19 protein-coding genes are annotated in these 18,730 nt (G+C 53.3%); all 19 read right to left on the bottom strand.

Annotated elements, in window-relative coordinates; translation table 11 throughout:
- Window positions 1–122 precede the first annotated feature (122 nt).
- Entirely contained in the window at window positions 123–998 is an 876-nt protein-coding gene (locus tag ACVBDQ_RS01200; protein WP_014196318.1) for a tyrosine-type recombinase/integrase, read from the bottom strand.
- A gap of 161 nt (window positions 999–1,159) precedes the next feature.
- A complete protein-coding gene (gene spo0A / locus ACVBDQ_RS01205; RefSeq protein ID WP_025038882.1) occupies window positions 1,160–1,978 on the bottom strand; it encodes a sporulation transcription factor Spo0A in 819 nt (272 codons plus the stop codon).
- Between the two features lie 384 nt (window positions 1,979–2,362).
- The gene (gene spoIVB / locus ACVBDQ_RS01210; RefSeq protein ID WP_011231870.1) at window positions 2,363–3,658 is read right to left on the bottom strand and encodes a SpoIVB peptidase; all 1,296 of its coding nucleotides are present in this window, start codon (window positions 3,656–3,658) and stop codon (window positions 2,363–2,365) included.
- Window positions 3,659–3,931: 273 nt separating this feature from the next.
- On the bottom strand, window positions 3,932–5,653 hold the full coding sequence (gene recN, locus ACVBDQ_RS01215) for a DNA repair protein RecN (RefSeq protein ID WP_011231871.1): 1,722 nt from the start codon (window positions 5,651–5,653) through the stop codon (window positions 3,932–3,934).
- 126 nt (window positions 5,654–5,779) lie between these two features.
- Window positions 5,780–6,229, bottom strand: coding sequence for a transcriptional regulator AhrC/ArgR (gene ahrC, locus ACVBDQ_RS01220; RefSeq protein ID WP_011231872.1), 450 nt, complete (start codon window positions 6,227–6,229; stop codon window positions 5,780–5,782).
- A 56-nt stretch (window positions 6,230–6,285) separates the two neighbouring features.
- On the bottom strand, window positions 6,286–7,134 hold the full coding sequence (locus ACVBDQ_RS01225) for a TlyA family RNA methyltransferase (protein ID WP_011231873.1): 849 nt from the start codon (window positions 7,132–7,134) through the stop codon (window positions 6,286–6,288).
- A gap of 3 nt (window positions 7,135–7,137) precedes the next feature.
- On the bottom strand, window positions 7,138–9,030 hold the full coding sequence (gene dxs, locus ACVBDQ_RS01230; RefSeq protein ID WP_014196321.1) for a 1-deoxy-D-xylulose-5-phosphate synthase: 1,893 nt from the start codon (window positions 9,028–9,030) through the stop codon (window positions 7,138–7,140).
- Between the two features lie 248 nt (window positions 9,031–9,278).
- Window positions 9,279–10,172, bottom strand: a complete 894-nt coding sequence (locus ACVBDQ_RS01235) for a polyprenyl synthetase family protein (RefSeq protein ID WP_014196322.1) — start codon at window positions 10,170–10,172, stop codon at window positions 9,279–9,281.
- Between the two features lie 3 nt (window positions 10,173–10,175).
- Window positions 10,176–10,406 (bottom strand): exodeoxyribonuclease VII small subunit, encoded by a 231-nt coding sequence (locus ACVBDQ_RS01240; protein WP_012820585.1) that lies wholly within the window; start codon window positions 10,404–10,406, stop codon window positions 10,176–10,178.
- Complete coding sequence (xseA, locus tag ACVBDQ_RS01245) at window positions 10,403–11,749, bottom strand: exodeoxyribonuclease VII large subunit (RefSeq protein ID WP_011231877.1); 1,347 nt, start codon at window positions 11,747–11,749, stop codon at window positions 10,403–10,405. Before xseA ends, ACVBDQ_RS01240 begins: the two co-directional genes overlap by 4 nt.
- Window positions 11,750–11,760: 11 nt before the next feature.
- Window positions 11,761–12,615: a bifunctional methylenetetrahydrofolate dehydrogenase/methenyltetrahydrofolate cyclohydrolase FolD gene (gene folD / locus ACVBDQ_RS01250; RefSeq protein WP_011231878.1), complete on the bottom strand. Its 855-nt coding sequence runs from the start codon at window positions 12,613–12,615 to the stop codon at window positions 11,761–11,763.
- 59 nt (window positions 12,616–12,674) lie between these two features.
- Window positions 12,675–13,067, bottom strand: a complete 393-nt coding sequence (gene nusB / locus ACVBDQ_RS01255; RefSeq protein ID WP_011231879.1) for a transcription antitermination factor NusB — start codon at window positions 13,065–13,067, stop codon at window positions 12,675–12,677.
- Between the two features lie 192 nt (window positions 13,068–13,259).
- Complete coding sequence (locus ACVBDQ_RS01260) at window positions 13,260–13,661, bottom strand: Asp23/Gls24 family envelope stress response protein (RefSeq protein ID WP_011231880.1); 402 nt, start codon at window positions 13,659–13,661, stop codon at window positions 13,260–13,262.
- A gap of 10 nt (window positions 13,662–13,671) precedes the next feature.
- Window positions 13,672–15,027: an acetyl-CoA carboxylase biotin carboxylase subunit gene (gene accC / locus ACVBDQ_RS01265; protein WP_011231881.1), complete on the bottom strand. Its 1,356-nt coding sequence runs from the start codon at window positions 15,025–15,027 to the stop codon at window positions 13,672–13,674.
- 15 nt (window positions 15,028–15,042) lie between these two features.
- Window positions 15,043–15,576 carry an acetyl-CoA carboxylase biotin carboxyl carrier protein gene (accB, locus tag ACVBDQ_RS01270; protein ID WP_011231882.1) on the bottom strand — a complete coding sequence of 178 codons (534 nt, stop codon included), beginning with the start codon at window positions 15,574–15,576 and terminating at the stop codon, window positions 15,043–15,045.
- 144 nt (window positions 15,577–15,720) lie between these two features.
- Window positions 15,721–16,272, bottom strand: a complete 552-nt coding sequence (locus ACVBDQ_RS01275) for a SpoIIIAH-like family protein (RefSeq protein ID WP_011231883.1) — start codon at window positions 16,270–16,272, stop codon at window positions 15,721–15,723.
- 23 nt (window positions 16,273–16,295) lie between these two features.
- Entirely contained in the window at window positions 16,296–16,928 is a 633-nt protein-coding gene (spoIIIAG, locus tag ACVBDQ_RS01280; protein ID WP_011231884.1) for a stage III sporulation protein AG, read from the bottom strand.
- A 7-nt stretch (window positions 16,929–16,935) separates the two neighbouring features.
- Window positions 16,936–17,547: a stage III sporulation protein AF gene (gene spoIIIAF / locus ACVBDQ_RS01285; RefSeq protein WP_014196325.1), complete on the bottom strand. Its 612-nt coding sequence runs from the start codon at window positions 17,545–17,547 to the stop codon at window positions 16,936–16,938.
- Between the two features lie 10 nt (window positions 17,548–17,557).
- The gene (gene spoIIIAE / locus ACVBDQ_RS01290) at window positions 17,558–18,721 is read right to left on the bottom strand and encodes a stage III sporulation protein AE (protein WP_014196326.1); all 1,164 of its coding nucleotides are present in this window, start codon (window positions 18,719–18,721) and stop codon (window positions 17,558–17,560) included.
- Between the last annotated feature and the right edge of the window lie 9 nt (window positions 18,722–18,730).

An 18,730-nucleotide genomic window follows, 5' to 3' on the forward strand; every position in this document is an offset into this window, starting at 1 on the left:
AATAATGTGCAAATGTTCGGAAATAATCTGCAAAACCTGGAATAATTCGCAAAGATTTTGCACATTATTTCCGAATCCGTCCGAAATAATTTGAAAAAGGGATTCTGAAATAATGTGCTAATTTACACTAATATTCTGCTCAACGTATAAAGGTCACCACCATTTAACAAATACTGCCTTGCAAAATTGTTTCGTATTTGATGTGGATGAATAGACAATCCTATTCGCTCTCCCGCTTGTTTTAGTTGCTTTTCAAACGAATGTACAGTAAGCGGAGTGTTTCTGGTGGTTGGAAACAGCAGTTCTGTATCTGTATATCTGTCCTTAAATCGTATGTAATGCTTTAATTCCCTCGCCATTACCTGTGAAAAATACACATATCGCTCTTTTCGCCCTTTTGTTTTTTTCACTAATATCATTCGATGCTTAAAATCAATATCATCAACCGTTAAAGCGAGACATTCACCAATTCTCATTCCCGTATCCTGTAACAGCATGGTAATGACTTTGTTTCTATACCCATGAAACGTTGTGTAATCAAATTGACTAAGCAACAAATTAAATTCCTCTTGGCTAATTCCCGCTTTTTGCTTTCTTTCCGTTTTAATCTGTTTGATTTTGTCCACAGGGTTCTTATGAATTTCTCCTTCTTCGTGCAACCAGTTAAAGAACACTTTAATGTTTCGAATGTAATTATTGATTGTGACGTTAGAGATTTTCTTATTGTAGTCTCTTCGGTTCTCAGGTCGATTGATTAACCTCGATGCTTCCCTATTGACTACCGTATATTTTCCTCTTTCTTGAAGGTAAGCAATGTACTGTCTTATATGTCCTGTACGAACAGCATCCACCTCTTCAATCCCGTGTTCGTTTTTTAAATAAGCGATAAATAGCTTTAATGATTGTTCATATGATGACAGCGTTTTTGGTGATAAGTTTTTGCTTTGGCAATACAGCAAAAAGTCCTGTAAATAAAAGTCCAATTCACTTAGCTTCATGATTTAACCTCCCCATCTCAATAAAAAGAAATACCCAATAAATCATTCGATTTATTGGGTGAGATGGAAAAAGTTTATTGGTTTAAAATCCGAGTTTTTAGTGTATTTTTTAAAAATTGGTTGGCTTAGCCTTTATACCTAAACCCTTGATACACTTACTCTTAAGAAGCTTTATGTTCCAATCTTAACTTGTCTGCCACCATTGCGATAAATTCCGAGTTTGTCGGCTTTGCCTTCGAGACGCTCACCGTATAGCCGAACAGCGAGGAAATCGATTCGAGGTTGCCGCGGCTCCAAGCGACTTCGATCGCATGGCGAATGGCGCGCTCGACGCGGCTGGCCGTCGTGTTGTATTTTTTCGCGATGTCCGGATAGAGCACTTTCGTGATGGAGCCGAGCAGTTCGATGTCGTGGTACACCATCGCGATCGCTTCGCGCAAGTACAGATAGCCTTTAATATGCGCCGGGACGCCGATTTCATGGATGATGCTCGTAATGCTCGCATCTAAATTTTTCGGTTTGTTGTCGCGCGCCTGGTAGGCAGAGCCGGTTTTTCTGACCATCGGCGCCGTTTTGCCATGAATCTGCCGAATGTGATGGACCAAATTCTCCATGTCGAACGGTTTTAAAATGAAGTAGGAAGCGCCAAGTTCCACTGCCTTTTTCGTGACATCCTCCTGGCCGAACGCCGTCAGCATAATGACGCTCGGCTGATGCTCACAACCTGCGCGGACTTTCTCAAGCACAGCCAACCCATCCAAGTGCGGCATAATGATGTCCAGAAGCAAAATATCCGGCCGCTTTTCCTCGAGCATATGAAGGCAATCTTGGCCGTTATACGCCGTGCCAATCACTTCCATGTCCGGCTGACTCGAGATATATTCGTCAAGCAATGTCACCAATTCGCGGTTATCATCGGCAATGCACACCTTAATGCTCAAAACGATCGTCCTCCCCCACTTTTTCTTGCTATGTAACATTCCATTAACGTACATTCGACAACAGCGGCAAAAAATCCTTTTATTTTTCAAAAAATAAAAATTATAACAAAAAACGAGCTCATTAGACAATATTCGTTTTCACCAGCGATGCGTTTGTCGAAAAATCTTTACACATTTCATTTTAACGGATGTTTCACCAAATATCTATGCCAAACCGGCAAAATTTTTGCCGCCTTTTTTGAAAAATTTTTAGTGGCAGCCTAACCAATATGGCGGAATCAATGAAGCCGCTCACAGCATTTCGAAACATTGACCTTGGGATGATCAGGAAGAGATGAATGGTGACCAAATCATCACTCGTCATTTCACCAAATATACGCAAGAATCGAATGTTGGCTGCCGGGAAAAAGCGAGCCGACTTTGTCAGCTCGCTTTCTTTTGTTTGCCGTATAGATCGATGCCTGCCTCTTGCAGCATCCACTCAATGTGGACGCCATAGCCGGATGTCGGATCGTTCACGAAAACGTGCGTCACTGCGCCGACAAGTTTTCCATCCTGAATGATCGGACTGCCGCTCATCCCTTGGACGATGCCCCCTGTTTTCTTTAACAAGCGCGGGTCCGTGACGCGAATCACGAGGCCTTTGGTCGCCGGAAATTTCTGCGGAATGGTGCTGACAATTTCCACGTCAAACTGCTCGACTTTGTCGTTTTCCACCACTGTCAATATTTTTGCCGGTCCTTCTTTCACTTGGTTCGCCAAGGCAACCGGGATCGGTTTTGTGAACGGACCGTTCGGCAGTGGTTTGATCAGCTTGCCGAAAATGCCAAACGGGCTGTTGGTGGTGATCGTGCCGATCACTTCTTCGCCGTCGGAAAAGCGGGCTAATTTTTCACCTGGATTGCCGCTCGTCCCTTTTTCGATCGATGTGACGGTCGAGCGCATAATTTGCCCGTTTTGCACGACAATCGGCTTTTTCGTATCCATGTCAGAGATGACATGGCCAAGTGCGCCATATGTTTTTGATTTGGGGTCGTAAAATGTCATCGTCCCGATGCCGGCGGCCGAATCGCGAATGTACAGGCCGATGCGGTACACATCGTCATGCTTGTCTCTCAGCGGAACGAGCTTCACCGTCATGGAGTGCTGATCGCGCAGAATTTTTAGATGAAGCGGTTTTCCCGTTTTGCCGGCCTCCTCGATGAAAGGGGAAAGGTCGCTCATGTTTTCGATTTTTTGGCCGTTAATGCCGATAATGATGTCGCCGACTTGAATGCCGGCTGCCTCTCCCGGCGATTTTTTCCCGTTTTCGGTTTCGACAAGGTGGTAACCGACGACAAGAACGCCGACGGTATTGAGCTTGACGCCGATCGATTGTCCGCCGGGAATGACTTTGAGCGTCGGCAGCACGTTGACATCCACTTGCTTGATCGGCATTCCGGCAACCTGCAACATCATCGTTTCATGTCCGCGGCGTTTCGCCTTTACAGACAGAGAACCGTTTTTTCGCTCAATATTGAGCGTTTCGGGAGCGTTTCGGTCATTGACGGCCGCTTGCACGGGAAGGGAAGCGGCAGGAAATTCAACCGCATCGCCTTCAAACAGGACAAGCTGCTTCGGAATTTGCCAATATTCCTTCATCGGTTTGGAAAAGGCGATGGCCGTCAATATACCAAGGAGAAGCACTCCTGCGATTTTTCGCGCCGTTTCTTTATTCAATGTCGTCCACTCTCCTCGCTCCCGCCTACACCATGCAAAAACGGTTACAGTTTTAATTTTGCCTGAACCGGGGAAAATATAATCGCCCTGTCGATAAAAAAGCTGCCCGGAATTGGATGGACTTGCATCCGGACAGCCGCGCGGCTTTTTGCTTATCTTTATGAAACACCGTAGTTCTCTTAAGGAAAGCGGGCGCCAAGGCAGAACAGGCAGGCGGAATCGGCCCGCTTTGAGAGGGATGCGCCTCCCCTCGACGAACAGGGGAAACAGGAATCAATGTTTCATTTTCGCCGCCAGTTCCAACAGCTCTTTGGCATGCCGTTTCGTCAATTCCGTCATCTCGACGCCGGAAATCATCCGCCCGATTTCTTTCACTTTCTCCTCCTCATTGAGCTTCCTCACGACTGTTTTCGTCCGTTCCCCATCCGTCTCTTTGGCGATCAACAAGTGCGTGTCCGCCATCGCAGCGACTTGCGGCAGATGGGAAATGCAAAGCACTTGCGACTGGCTGGCGATGCGGTAAATTTTTTCCGCCATTGCCTGGGCGACGCGTCCGCTGACACCGGTGTCGACCTCATCAAAAACAATCGACGTCACTCCTTGATGTTTGGAAAAAATCGTTTTCAACGCCAGCATAATGCGCGACAGCTCGCCGCCGGAAGCGACTTTGACGAGCGGTTTTAACGGCTCGCCGACGTTCGTCGAAATGTAAAACTCGACGACATCGATGCCATCTTCTTGGAACCTAACCGGCACGCCGTCGACCAAGGGAGCGTCAAGCGATCCTTCGCGCTTGGCAAATACGATGTCAAATTTCGTTTTGTCCATGTACAAGTCTTTCAGTTCTTGATGAATGCGCTCAATCAGGCGCCGGGCATATGTTTGCCGAACAGCGGTGACGTTTTTCGCCTCCGTGAGCAACTCGTCCGTCACCAGAGCGAGCTGCTGCTTAAGCTCATGCACATGCGTTTCGCGATTTTCGATTGTCTCGATTTCCTCGGCGATCGTCTCGGCATAGTGCAAAATATCGGCGATCGTCGCCCCGTATTTTCGTTTGAGCTGCCCGATTTCCGCGAGACGGCTTTCAATGGCATCGAGCCGCTCTGGGTCGTATTCCATCTCCTCAATTTGATCGCGCAGCTTGTACATGACTTCCTCGAGCAAATAGTAGCAGTTCGCCGTCGTTTCATGCGCATCTTTGAGCGCTGCATCCATGCCTGCGACGTCATCGAGATGGCGCATCGCCTCCCCGATGGAATCAAGCCCGCGTCCCTCTCCGGAGAGGGCCTCATAGCTTTTCTGCAGCGCGGTATAAATTTTTTGAAAATTGACGATGCGAACTTTTTCCTCCATCAGCCGCTCGTCCTCGCCCGGCTCGAGCGCCGCCTGCTCGATTTCACGCAGCTGAAACGTCAGCAAATCAAGCCGGTGCGCCATTTGCTGTTCATTTTCGCTCAGCTTTTTCAATTTGTTTCCGAGCTCCTCATACCGCTCGTAGACGGCGCGGTAGCGAGCAAGCGCCTCTGCCGCCTCTAGGCCGCCGAACTCGTCTAAAAGCGGCAGATGGCGGGACGGATCCATCAGTTCTTGATGTTCATGCTGGCCGTGAATATCAACAAGCGTCGCCCCGATGTCGCGCAGCACCGCCGTCGTGACGAGCTTGCCGTTAATGCGGCAGACGCTTTTGCCGTTGGCGAAAATATCGCGGCGCAACACGATCATGCCGTCGCTGGCGTCGATGCCAACGTCTGCGCATTTTTGCCAGCACGGATGGCGGTCATCATCAAGCAAAAACAGCCCTTCGATTTCCGCCTTTTCCGCTCCAAAGCGGACAAATTCAGCGGAGCCGCGTCCGCCGATCAACAAATGAATCGCGTCGATGATGATCGATTTGCCGGCTCCCGTTTCGCCGGTTAACACCGTCAGCCCTTTGTCAAACGACAACGAGAGCGACTCGATAATGGCGAAATTTTTAATCGACAGCTCGGCGAGCATTTCACCACTCCTTGCCTGTCCGATTAATTCCACTTTTGATTATAGCACGTATGTTCGGATTTGCAAACGAGGACCGCCCTGTCGTTCCGTCCTTGAACGTGGAACGGGAGCTGGGCCGGTCCTCGCCTAGAGCATGGACAACAGCTGGTCGGACACTTTTTCCGCATCTTTCGGAGTACGGCAGATGATCAGGCACGTATCGTCGCCGCAAATCGTACCGACGATTTCGTTCCAATCCAAATTGTCGAGCAAGACGCCGACGGCATGGGCGTTGCCCGGCAGCGTCCGCAACACAAGCAAGTTGCCCGTTCCGTCAAGCTTCACAAACACATCAACAAGCGCCCGCTTCAGCTTTTGCAGCGGATTGAAGCGCTGGTCGGACGGAAGGCTGTACTTGTAGCGGCCGTTGGCCATCGGCACTTTGACGAGCTGCATTTCTTTAATGTCGCGCGAGACGGTCGCCTGGGTGACGTTAAAGCCAGCTTCTCTCAGCCGGTCGACAAGCTCGTCTTGCGTTTCAATGTCATGGTTCATAATGATTTCGCGAATTTTAATATGCCTTTGCCCTTTGTTCACATTGCGCCACCTCCCCGCTTTTCAAAGTGCAGAGCAGATTGTCCGTCCCGCCGACGCTATTTGCCGCTTGGCTCCACGCTCCCCGCCCGCAATCGGGCATGCGCCTCGCTCACCACGTCGGCGACGGATGCTGGCAGTCGGTTTTCTCCCTCCCGGTTTCCTCCAGGATAGGCAGCATGAAGCAAAAATTCAATATTGCCGTCGCCGCCGGTAATCGGTGAATACGTTAAATGAAGAACATCGAACCCTTCCGCGCAGGCGAATTGAATGATCGATTCGAGCACTTCCTCGTGAATGTTCGGATCGCGGATGATCCCTTTTTTGCCGACCTTTTCCTTGCCGGCTTCAAACTGCGGCTTGACGAGAGCAATCACATCGCCGCCCGGCACCATGACCGTCTTGACGACCGGCAAAATGAGCCGCAGCGAAATAAACGAGACATCGATGACAGCTACTTCCGGCAGCCCTTTCGTAAACTGATCCGGCGTCACGTAGCGGAAGTTCGTCCGCTCCATTACAACGACGCGCTCGTCTTGACGCAGCTTCCAGGCAAGCTGGTTGTAGCCGACATCGACGGCATACGTCAGCTTCGCCCCATGCTGCAAGGCGCAGTCGGTGAAACCGCCGGTCGACGCGCCGATGTCAAGAACAATTTTATTTTCCACGCGAATATGAAACTCGCGCAACGCTTTTTCCAGTTTCAACCCACCGCGGCTGACGTACGGAAGCGGGTTGCCTTTCACCTCAAGCGGAATGTCAACCGGCACTTTTTCCCCGGGCTTATCGAGTCGAACGTCGTTTGAATAGACAAGCCCGGCCATGATCGCTCGCTTCGCCTTTTCCCGCGTTTCCGCCAGCCCTCGTTCGACAAGCAGCACATCGAGCCGTTCTTTTTTTCCTTTCATGTCTCAAGCCCTTTTCTGTTTTCTTGGCACCATCGTTTTGATGCGGTCGATGATATGGGTCGACGTCAGCCCGATTTCATTGAGCAGCTCGCTGACGCTTCCATGTTCGATAAAGCGGTCCGGGATGCCCATCCGTTCGATGACCGCTCCGTGATAACCATGATCATGAGCAAACTCCAACACAGCACTGCCAAAGCCGCCTTGCAGCACCGCCTCTTCGACCGTTAAGATCGGCAGGCGGCTCTCAAGCAGTTCGTGAAGCATCGCCACGTCCATCGGCTTCAAAAAGCGAGCGTTGACGACTTTCACCGATATGCCGTCTTTCGCCAGCTCGTCGGCCGCCTTAAGCGCCATCGAAATCGTCGTGCCAAACGTCAAAATCGCCGCATCGCAGCCGTCGCGCAACACTTCCCACGTGCCGATTGGGATTTCTTTCAGCTCCTCATCAAGCGGTACGCCAAGCCCGTTGCCGCGCGGGAAACGCATGGCGATTGGCCCGTCGTCGTAGCGGATGGCGGTGTACACCATGTGCTGTCCTTCGTTTTCGTCTTTTGGCATCATCAACACCAAATTCGGCACATGGCGCAAAAAGGCGATGTCAAACACCCCTTGGTGCGTTTCGCCGTCCGCCCCGACCAACCCAGCACGGTCAATGGCGAAAAAGACATTTAAGTTTTGCCGGCATACATCATGGACGACTTGGTCATAGGCGCGCTGCAAAAATGTCGAATAAATGGCCAAAAACGGTTTCATCCCTTGCGTCGCCAATCCAGCCGCGAGCGTTGTCGCGTGCTGCTCGGCGATGCCAACATCAAACATCCGATCTGGAAACTCGCTTGCGAACCCTTCCAGTTTCGAGCCGACCGGCATCGCCGGCGTAATCGCGACGATGCGCGGGTCGGTGCGAGCGAGCCGGCGCACGGTTTCGCTGACAAGCGCGCTCCATGACGGACCGGCCTCTTTCGTTTTGACAAAAGCGCCGGTTTCGATTTTGTACGGCCCTGTGCCGTGCCATGTGCCGACTTTGTCGTTTTCCGCCGGACTGTATCCTTTCCCTTTCTTCGTGATGACATGCACAAGCACCGGACCTTTCATCTTCTTCGCATAGCGCAAGTTCTCAAACAAATCCTCAAAATCGTGGCCGTCGACCGGGCCTAAATACGTAAACCCGAGCTCTTCGAAAAACACGCCGGAGACAAGCAAATATTTCAAGCTGTCTTTCAGCCGCTCGGCCGTCGCCGCCAGCTTGCCGCCGACCGCTGGGATGCGCTTGAGCAGCAGCTCCAGTTCATCTTTCACCCACTGGTATTTGCCGGCGGTGCGCAACCGACCGAGGATGTTGTGCAACGCGCCGACGTTCGGGGCGATCGACATTTCATTGTCGTTTAAGATGACAATCATATCCGTTTTCTCATGCCCGATATGGTTGAGCGCCTCAAGCGCCATGCCGCCGGTGAGCGCCCCGTCGCCGATGATCGGCACGATGTATTCATCCGTCCCTTTCAAATCACGGGCGATCGCCATTCCCATCGCCGCCGACAGCGACGTCGAGCTATGGCCCGTTTCCCACACGTCATGCTCGCTTTCGCTCCGTTTCGGGAACCCGGACAGCCCCTTGTATTGGCGGAGCGTGTCAAACGCGGCGGCGCGTCCGGTCAAAATTTTATGCACGTATGACTGGTGTCCGACATCCCAAATGAGCTTGTCTTTTGGGCTGTCGAATTCGCGGTGGAGGGCGATCGTCAGCTCGACGACCCCTAAGTTTGGGCCGATATGTCCGCCCGTTTTCGACAACTTCTCAATTAAAAACCGCCGAATCTCGGCGCTTAACCGTTTCAGCTCAGGAATGGACATGTTTTTGACAACGCGCGGATGGTCAATTTTTGTCAAGTCCAACAAAGATCACTCGCTTTCATTCTGTCGTTCTCCGAGCCGTTTCTCCTCGTACAGGTAGTATTATTATACATGATCCGGCGCGAAAAATCGACTTTTCCCGCCAACGCAGCCCGTCACCACCTAGGACGCGTTTTGTGGTGTATCTATAGAACTTGCGGCGGCCGCCCGGCGGAAAACAACCAAAAAAACAAGGCCGCCTCCGCCCCGAAGGAAAGCGAACAACGGGAACAAGAGGCCGCCGCCCCGCATCAGTGGTCGCGGACCGCGACAAGCTCGCAAATGTAGGCCAGCACCGCGTCATCGATTTTGGCTTGTTGCAAATGGCGCTTCGCGGCGTCGATGTGAAACGCCAGTTTCTCTTTGGCACCGCCTAGCGAAAGAAGCGCCGGATATGTCGCCTTCTTGTTGTCGCGGTCGCTGCCGACTCGCTTGCCGATTTTTTCTTCCATTCCTTCAATGTCCAAAATATCGTCGCGAATTTGAAAGGCGAGGCCTAAATGTGCGGCGAACTCGTTGAGTTCGCGCGTCTGCCGACCATCGGCGCCGCCAAGCAGGGCGCCGGCGTGCACGCTGTATTGCAACATTTTCCCCGTCTTATGGCGGTGGATGTATTCCAGTTCCGCAAGCGCCAGCGTTTTTCCTTCCGCCTCCATATCAGCCGCCTGTCCAGCGACCATGCCTTCCGGGCCGGCCGCCTTCGCGAGCTGCTCGATGAGCTGCAGCCGGACGGAAGGCGGAACGCGGTCGTCATCAACCTCGGCGATCAATTGAAACGCATACGTAAGCAAGGCGTCCCCGGCCAAAATGGCCATCGCCTCGCCGAACACTTTATGGTTCGTCGGTTTGCCGCGCCGCAAATCATCGTTGTCCATGCTTGGCAAATCATCATGAATGAGCGAGTACGTATGGATCATTTCAATGGCGCAAGCGACTGGCAGACCGATCGCCGGGTCTTTGCCAAGCGCTTGGATGGTCGCCAGCAACAAAAGCGGGCGGATTCGTTTGCCGCCGGCCTCAAGCGAGTAGGCCATCGCCTTTTTCAGCGTCTCCGGCCCACGAAGCCGCGCCATATAGGAGGAAAGCGCCGCCTCGACGGCCCGTTTTTGTTCGTTGAGAAACTGTTCAACCGAAAGCTGCGCCACCCGTCACTCCTCCTCCGGCGAAAAAGGGACAAGCTCGCCGTCTTCACGCAGCATGTACTCCAACTGTTTCTCCACATGCTGCAATTTATCATGGCAAAGCTTGGACAGTTTCATGCCTTCTTGAAAAAAGGCGATCGCCTCCTCAAGCGGCACGTTCCCTTCCTCGAGCTTTTCGACGATTTCCTCCAGTTTTTTCATCGCTTCTTCAAACGTCATCTCTTTTTCTTCGCTCATACGTGTTTTTCCTCCACTCCCGTCACTTGACAATCGACTCGTCCGTCTTGAACTTGAATGGAAAGATGCTCGCCGATTCGAAGCTGGTTCGTTCGTTTCACGAGCTCGCCCTGCTCATTGTACACCAAGCTGTAGCCGCGCTCCATGATGCGAAGCGGACTGAGCGCCTCAAGCCGGGCGAGGTTGGAGCGAAAGCGGAACCGATGGCGCTCCACCGCGGTGCGCATCGCTTTTTCCAGCGCATTGGCGGCCGCCTTTTGCCGTTCTTTCATCCGCTCAAGCTCTGCAGCTGGATGGTGCCGCCATAGTCTCATGTCAAGCTCATGCAACCGCTGACGATGTTTGTCGACGAGCCGTTCGCGTTGGCGGCTAAGCCGCTCAAGCAACGCATCAAGCTGCTGTTCTTTTTGTTCATAGAGCCGCTTGGGATAGCGGAATGCGTAGGATCCTTGCAGCCGGCGAAGCTGCTCTTTATCAGCGGCAAGCTGCTCTTTCATGGCGCGGATGAGCCGCCATTTCCGCTCGGCGAGCCGCTCAGCGAGCTCCCCAACATGCGGCGCCGCCATCTCAGCTGCTGCCGTCGGCGTCGGCGCCCGCAAATCGGCGACAAAGTCGGCGATCGTAAAATCTGTTTCATGGCCGACAGCGGAAATAATCGGTATTTTTGAGGCGAAGATGGCGCGAGCGACGATTTCTTCATTGAACGCCCACAATTCTTCGATCGAGCCGCCGCCGCGGCCGACAATCAGCACATCAACCCCGCCGAACGAATTCGCCCGCTCGATGGCGCGCACGATGGAGGGCGCCGCCCCGTCCCCTTGAACGAGCGCTGGAAACAAAATGACTTTAGCGAGCGGATAGCGGCGGCGAATCGTCGTCATAATATCGCGCACCGCCGCTCCAGTCGGCGATGTAACGACGCCGATGCAGCGAGGGAAGGCTGGAAGCGGCTTTTTATGGACCGGCGAAAACAACCCTTCCGCCTCGAGCCGCTGCTTCAGCTGTTCGTAGGCTAAATAGAGGCTTCCGACGCCTTCCGGCTGCATTTCTTTGACATAAAGCTGATAGTTGCCGTTCGGTTCATAGACGGAAATTTCCCCGCGCGCGAGCACGTTCATCCCATCTTCAGGGCGGAACGGCAAATGCTGGTTGTAGCCGGCGAACATGACGGCGGCAATGCGTCCTTGGCTGTCTTTCAACGTAAAATACATATGGCCGCGCGAATGCTGCTTAAAATTCGAAATCTCGCCCTTCACCCATAGATCGCGCAAATGCGGGTCGACATCGAACTTGCGTTTGATGTACTTCGTCAACGCCCCGACCGTCACATATTTCACTTCCACTGATCCTGCCCTCACTTTGCGGCCAGCTGCCGTGCCGCTTCAATCGTGTTGTGCAAGAGCATTGTAATCGTCATCGGCCCGACTCCACCCGGCACCGGCGTAATATAGCCAGCCACTTCTTTCACAGCGTCAAAATCGACATCGCCGCACAATTTGCCGTTCTCAAGCCGGTTGACGCCGACGTCGATGACGACCGCCCCGGGCTTGATGTGTTCCGGGCCGATGAGGCGCGCCTTGCCGACAGCGACGATCAAAATGTCCGCCTGCCGAGTGATGGCGGCCAAATCCGGCGTTTTCGAGTGAGTGTAGGTGACGGTGGCATGTTCGCGCAAAAACAGCTGGCCAACCGGTTTGCCGACGATGTTGCTTCGGCCGACGACGACGACGTGCTTGCCGGCGATGTCAATGCCGGCCGATTGCACCATCACTAAAATGCCATGCGGAGTGCAAGGGAGAAACGCCCGTTGGCCGATCATCATTTTTCCGACATTGATCGGGTGAAACCCATCGACATCTTTTTCCGGTGCGATCGTTTCAATGACCGACCATTCGCAAATGTGATCCGGCAGCGGCAGCTGCACTAAAATGCCGTGCACCGCCGGATCGACGTTTAACTCGCGGATTTTCGCAAGCAGCGTCTCTTCGTCGATCGCCGCCGGAAACGTGTAAAGGAACGAGCGAATGCCGACCTCGGCGCACGCTTTTTGTTTTCCTTTTACATACGAATGCGATGCCGGATCGTCGCCGACTAGAATGACGGCCAGCCCCGGCTCAACGCCGTCCGCTTTCAACTGTGCGGCTTCATCCGCCAATGCGGTGCGAATCGTCCTCGCCATCTCCGTTCCGCTAATGATTTGTGCTGTCATCGTGTTTCGTTCCCCTCTCCTCGTTCATCGTTCGATATCTGCCCGCGATGCAGCCGGTTTTATTTTTGCAGCGCCGCCTTCACTTTCGAAAGCACGCCGTTGACAAAACTTCCGGATTTCCAATCGCCGAATTTTTTCGCCAGCTCGACCGCCTCATCGAGGCTGACGCTTACCGGCACATCATCGGCGTATTTCATCTCGTACGTCGCCATGCGCAAAATGGCGCGGTCAACGTTGGCGACGCGTTCAAGCGTCCATTTTTCCAAATTGGCGCGCAACAGCTCGTCAATCTCCTCCTGGTGCTCGACGACGCCAAAGACGAGCTGGCGCAAAAACGGGTCGATGTCGCCGCCGCCCGTGACATTGTGGAGCGCCTCGTCTGGTGGAATGCGTCCGACATCGATTTGAAACAGCGCCTGCAACGCCTTTTCCCGTGCTTCATGCCGCTTCATGGCGGTCCCCCTTTCCAAAAAAACGAACATTCACAATGAAATCATATCATATTTTTCGGAAAAAGCCAGCCTTTTCCCACAAATCATTCGCGCTGCCGTTGGTTGCGCCACAACGGCCTCGTTCATTACAATAACAAACTTTGGCCAAAAAAACAAAAAGGCAGCCGCCGAAAAAGCAACTGCCTTGCGAGATCACTGTTCGACCACGCCTTGTTCCTGCTTGCCGCCCTCAAACTGGATGCCGACGATATGAACGTTCACTTCGCTCGCCTCGAGGCCGGTCATGTTCCAAAGCGCCTGGCGCACATTTTCCTGCACCTTTTTCGCCACGTTCGGAATCGATGCGCCAAACTGGACGAGGCAATAAAGATCGATGACGACGCCGTCGTCGCGCAAATCAACCTTGACGCCTTTGCCATGGTGTTTCTTTCCAAACCGCTCGGCGACGCCGGCGGCAAAATTGCCGCGCATTTGCGCGATGCCGTCGACTTCTGACGCCGCGATGCCAGCGATCACCTCAATCACTTCCGGTGCAATTTCCACCTTGCCGAGCGCCGGGTACACTTGCTCTGTTTCAAAGACATGCTCAGACATAAGGCACCTCCTATTCCGCCTTCATAATATCATATAACTCCAAAAACTTCGTATTAAACTCACCGCTTTGAAAATTCTCATGCTCCATTAATTTTATGTGGAACGGAATCGTTGTATGAATGCCTTCGATGATAAACTCCGAAAGCGCCCGTCTCATGCGGGCGATCGCTTCCGCACGCGTCGGCGCATGAACGATCAATTTGGCGATCATCGAATCATAATACGGCGGGATCGTATAGCCTGGATAGACGGCGGAATCGACGCGCACGCCCGGGCCGCCCGGCGGCAGGTACATGGCGATTTTCCCCGGCGACGGCATAAAGTTTTTCGCTGGATTTTCGGCGTTGATCCGGCACTCGATCGCCCAGCCGTTAAACGTGACGTCCTCTTGGGTGATCGACAGCTTTTCACCGGCGGCGATGCGGATTTGCTCCTTGACCAAATCGATGCCGGTGATCAGTTCAGTGACCGGATGCTCGACTTGAATGCGCGTATTCATCTCCATGAAGTAAAATTGTTTGTTCCGGTGGTCATAAATAAATTCAACCGTACCGGCGCCGGTGTAGTTGACCGCTTTCGCCGCCTTGACCGCCGCCTCGCCCATCTTCCGGCGCATCTCGTCGTCAAGCGCCGGCGACGGCGCTTCCTCGACCAGTTTTTGCAACCGGCGCTGGATCGAGCAGTCGCGCTCACCGAGATGAATCGTATTGCCGTACGAATCAGCGAGCACTTGAATTTCGACATGGCGGAAATCTTCGATATATTTTTCAATATAGACGCCTGGGTTGCCAAACGCCGTCGCCGCTTCCTGCTGGGTGATGTTGATGCCTTTGACGAGCTCGCCTTCGTCGCGGGCGACGCGGATTCCTTTCCCGCCGCCGCCGGCCGTCGCTTTAATGATGACCGGATAGCCGATCTCTTCGGCAATCGCCCGCGCCTCATCAAGGCTTTCGATAACCCCGCGCGACCCAGGCACGATCGGCACCCCCGCCTCGCGCATCGTCTCGCGAGCGATGTCTTTAATGCCCATTTTTGCAATCGCTTCCGGACTTGGGCCGATAAATGTCACGTTGCATTCACGGCACAGCTCGGCGAACGCTTCATTTTCCGCCAAAAACCCGTAACCGGGGTGGATGGCGTCACAGCCAGTCAGCGTGGCGACGCTCATAATGTTTGTGAAATTTAAATAGCTGTCTTTCGAAGCGGTCGGCCCGATGCAGTACGCCTCATCAGCCAGCTGCACGTGCAAGGCGTCGCGGTCGGCTTGCGAAAAGACAGCGACCGTCTCAATCCCAAGCTCGCGGCAGGCGCGGATGATGCGGACGGCGATTTCCCCGCGGTTCGCCACCAACACTTTTTTGATCATCGTCCGTTCTCTCCCTTATTCAGGCTTGACTAAAAACAACGGCTGGCCATATTCGACGAGCTGGCCGTTTTGCACCAACACCTCGACAATTTCGCCATCGACTTCCGCTTCAATTTCATTAAACAGCTTCATCGCCTCGATGATGCAGACAACCGTGTCTTTTTTCACCTTGTCGCCCGGCTTCACATACGGCGGCTTGTCCGGCGCCGGCGCTGCGTAGAACGTGCCGACCATCGGCGAAGTAATTTGATGCAAGTTGCCTTCCACAGCCGGCTTTTCTTCTTTGACTACCGGCGTTTCCGCTTTCGGTGCCGGCGCTTCTGAGGCCGCTGCTTGAACGGGAGCAGCTGCCGAAGCCGGTTCGACCGCTGCCGGAGCGGCAGGCGCCGGCGGCGCGACCGCCGTCTGTGCGGCCGCAGCCGACGCAACGGCGACAGCAGCCGTTCCTTTTTTCATATGTACTTTTGTTTCGCCTTGTTCGTATACGAATTCGTCAATTGAGGACTGGTCGACCAAGCGGATCAATTCACGGATTTCTTGAATTTTCATCGATCTCACACCTTTCTCCAAGTATCGTGCAGCCCGTTCCTTTCTGGCGGTGCCTAAACGTGTCCATAACGATTATACACACAACAGTAGGACAAACAAAAGACTTTTCCGCAAAAAAAGAAGCTGCCCTAAAGAGCAGCGCGTTCATCCAGCCGGCTGAAACTCAACCGTCACGTATTCAGCATCGGGTATTTCTTTTTTCACCATATGAATGACTTCATTCGCCGATTTAGCTGAGCTTTGTTTCGCTTTGATCGTCACGCGCACTTGGTTGTCATCGGCGCGCACGAGCACGTCTTCATAACCGCCTTTCGATTTGATGAGCGTCTCCAACGTTGCTTCTTTTTCGGACAATGCTTGCAATTTTTCAATTTTGTCGAGCGCTTCACTTTTTTCTTCCGCCGTCGCGTTCGCTGAAGCGACAATGGCGTTCAGCTCATCGCGCAGCCGGCTCCGTTCATCCTCAATTTTCATGCGCAGCGCTGTAAACAAGTCGTCGCCCGTTTCGCCAGACGCGGACGGCTTTTTCGCCTCTTCGACAGCGACGCTCGGCTGATCGGTTGTTTTTTCCGTTTTCTTATTGGCGGTAAATGCCGGACTGTCGTTCATATTTTTTGGCGCTGTCACGTAATAGACCGACAGCACAACGACCAAGCTCAACATCGTCAACAGCCATACGGTTTGTTTTTTCAACATGCCGATCTCCTCCCCTTACCCGGTCATTTTTTCGGCAAGACAGCGACGCGGTAGCTCGGAACGTTTAACACGCGCGTCACCGCCTCGACGATCCATTTTTTGATTTGCAAATTATCCGCCCCTTTGGCGACAACGAGAACGCCGCGGATGTCCGGCTTTTTCGTGGCGACGACAAGCGGCGTTTCTTCTTCGCCGTTATGAATAATGATGACTTCTTCATTGGTCGACTCGTTTTCGATCGTCCGCTTCCCGCCTTCCTTGTCGCTCTCTTCCGTTGTCTGCTGCTGAGTCGAACGCTTTTTCTCATACAGTTTCAACTCCGTGGAATCGAGATTGACGACGACCGTGACATCATCCACCCCTTCGATCGCCTCAAGAGCGGCTTTCAGTTCTTTTTCGTACCGCTCCTCATAGGCGGCGATCACTTTCTCTTTCGTCTCCTTGCTTGCCAGGAATGCCGGCTCGGCTGGAGCGGACGGCTGCCCGGCGGAAGGCTTCGCTTCGGCTTCCTCTCCACTGTTTGCCCAATGGCTTGCCGCCATCAAGGCGACACCAGCCAACAGCAGGACGACGACGTACGAAAACGGCCATTTTTTCTGTGCTCCTTCCCCGTCTTTCGGCGCTGAAGAAAAGAGCCGTTTGATGAGCGGCAACATCCCCCCTCTATTCCCTCCCCCTAAATTGCACGTCAATTTTATCTTCATCGATTTCCCATCGGCCGGCGAGAAAAGCGCGCACCTCCTCTGCCAGCGAAGCATCGCCCTCCGGCAAAGCCGGCGGCTTCGTCGTATCGATGACAACCGGTTCCACCAAACCGGCTGACTTCTGTTTCGAAAGGACGACCTCAATCGTCTTGATGTCATCCGGCATGCGCCAGTCGTCGCCTGGCTTGGCGTAAACGTTGACATCCGCTTTCAGCCCATACTTTTCCATCAACTCCTCATTGACATCGTTTTCGAGCTGGACAGCCATTTGTTTTAAAATATATGCGCGTTGCGAGGCTTGTATTTCTTTTTTCTGCTGTTCGATTTGATTTTTTATTGCCTCCTCCCCCGCACGGCCGTTGGAAAAATGGACGAGCGCCGACGCGATGAGCTGCTCGGGATCAACGGAAGCGAGCCGGAGCACCGGAGCGAGCATCACGAGAACGAGCATAAGCCCGACAGCCATTTTCACGTATTTTTGCATCGTCCCCGACGGCAGCAAAAAATCGATGATGACAGCAAACAACAAAAACAAAATGATGTTTGTCACCCACTCAATGACTAGCTGCATAGCGCTCCCCCTAGCGGACCATCATCGTAATGTTTCCGGCCATCACCATGACGGTGAGGCTTAAGAAAAACATGAGCGACACAATGAGCAGCGCCGCCAGCACGTAAGCGATGCTTTTGCCGATGATGTTGAGGCAGGACAATACCGGTCCGCCGCCAAGCGGCTGCAGAAGAGCAGCCGATAGTTTGTAGACGATGACGATGGCGAAAATTTTCACCGCTGGAAAGATGGCGATCATGAGCAAAATCGCCGCCCCGACCAACCCGACCGTATTTTTCAACAGCATGGAAGCGGCGACGACCGTATCGGCGGCATCAGTGAACAGCTTGCCGACGACCGGGATGAAATTGCCGGTGACAAATTTCGCCGCCCGGAGCGCCACGCCGTCAGCCACGGCCGCTGTCGCTCCTCGCACGGACATGACGCCAAGGAACACGGTCAAAATGAGGCCGAGCAAACCGAGGGAGGCTTTGTTGAGCAAATCGGCGAGCTGAGTCGCCTTGTAACGGTCGCTGAGCGTGCTGACGACAGAAAGCAGCGCAGCCAAAAGCAAAAGCGGCAAGGTGACGTATTCAACGACCGTGCCGGTGGTGTTCATCACAAACAAAATGATCGGGTGGAAAAACGCCGCCGACGCGACCCCGCCGGAAGTGGCGAGCAGGGCGAGCAGCAGCGGAACGAGGGCGATGATGAAATGGCTCATCGTCCGCACCGCCTCAAGCGCATAATCCGCCGCGAGGCGAAAGCTGTTTAAGGCGATCAACAAGAGCACCATATAGACGACCGCCTGGGCGATTTTGCTTACTTCCTGCTGAGCGAACGCATTTTGCAGCGATTGCAGCACCGTGCTGAAGACAGCAAGCAAAATGAGCGTGCCGAGCAGTTTGCCGTTCACCTGCAGTTCATAAAACAAATAGCGGGCGAGCGCCTTCAGCCATTCGGACGGCGACCATTGCTTGTCGCCGCTTAAAAAATCGGTGAGCGGCCCTTTCTCGCTTTCCGGCAAAAACCCTCCATACTCGCTGACGATCGTTTCCCAATAGCGGCGGATATCGCTCACATCGAGCTGAGCGAGCTGCTCGCTGACCGACGGTCCATCGCTTGCGGCTTGTACGACCAACGGACAAAAAAAGAGAGAAAGCAGCCCGACAATAAGGAACGCTGTTCGCTTCAATCCGTTCCC

This window comes from Geobacillus sp. CCR (assembly GCF_052906625.1).

Bases quoted from the DNA above. Each gene is read 5' to 3' on its own strand.
- ACVBDQ_RS01240 (WP_012820585.1), bottom strand. From the start codon at position 10,406: ATGAGCGAAGAAAAAGAGATGACGTTTGAAGAAGCGATGAAAAAACTG.
- ACVBDQ_RS01275 (WP_011231883.1), bottom strand. From the start codon at position 16,272: ATGTTGAAAAAACAAACCGTATGGCTGTTGACGATGTTGAGCTTGGTC.
- ACVBDQ_RS01225 (WP_011231873.1), bottom strand. From the start codon at position 7,134: ATGAAAGGAAAAAAAGAACGGCTCGATGTGCTGCTTGTCGAACGAGGG.
- accB (WP_011231882.1), bottom strand. From the start codon at position 15,576: ATGAAAATTCAAGAAATCCGTGAATTGATCCGCTTGGTCGACCAGTCC.
- folD (WP_011231878.1), bottom strand. From the start codon at position 12,615: ATGACAGCACAAATCATTAGCGGAACGGAGATGGCGAGGACGATTCGC.
- ACVBDQ_RS01200 (WP_014196318.1), bottom strand. From the start codon at position 998: ATGAAGCTAAGTGAATTGGACTTTTATTTACAGGACTTTTTGCTGTAT.
- accC (WP_011231881.1), bottom strand. From the start codon at position 15,027: ATGATCAAAAAAGTGTTGGTGGCGAACCGCGGGGAAATCGCCGTCCGC.
- ACVBDQ_RS01260 (WP_011231880.1), bottom strand. From the start codon at position 13,661: ATGTCTGAGCATGTCTTTGAAACAGAGCAAGTGTACCCGGCGCTCGGC.
- nusB (WP_011231879.1), bottom strand. From the start codon at position 13,067: ATGAAGCGGCATGAAGCACGGGAAAAGGCGTTGCAGGCGCTGTTTCAA.
- recN (WP_011231871.1), bottom strand. From the start codon at position 5,653: ATGCTCGCCGAGCTGTCGATTAAAAATTTCGCCATTATCGAGTCGCTC.
- spoIIIAG (WP_011231884.1), bottom strand. From the start codon at position 16,928: ATGTTGCCGCTCATCAAACGGCTCTTTTCTTCAGCGCCGAAAGACGGG.
- spoIIIAF (WP_014196325.1), bottom strand. From the start codon at position 17,547: ATGCAGCTAGTCATTGAGTGGGTGACAAACATCATTTTGTTTTTGTTG.
- spo0A (WP_025038882.1), bottom strand. From the start codon at position 1,978: ATGTTACATAGCAAGAAAAAGTGGGGGAGGACGATCGTTTTGAGCATT.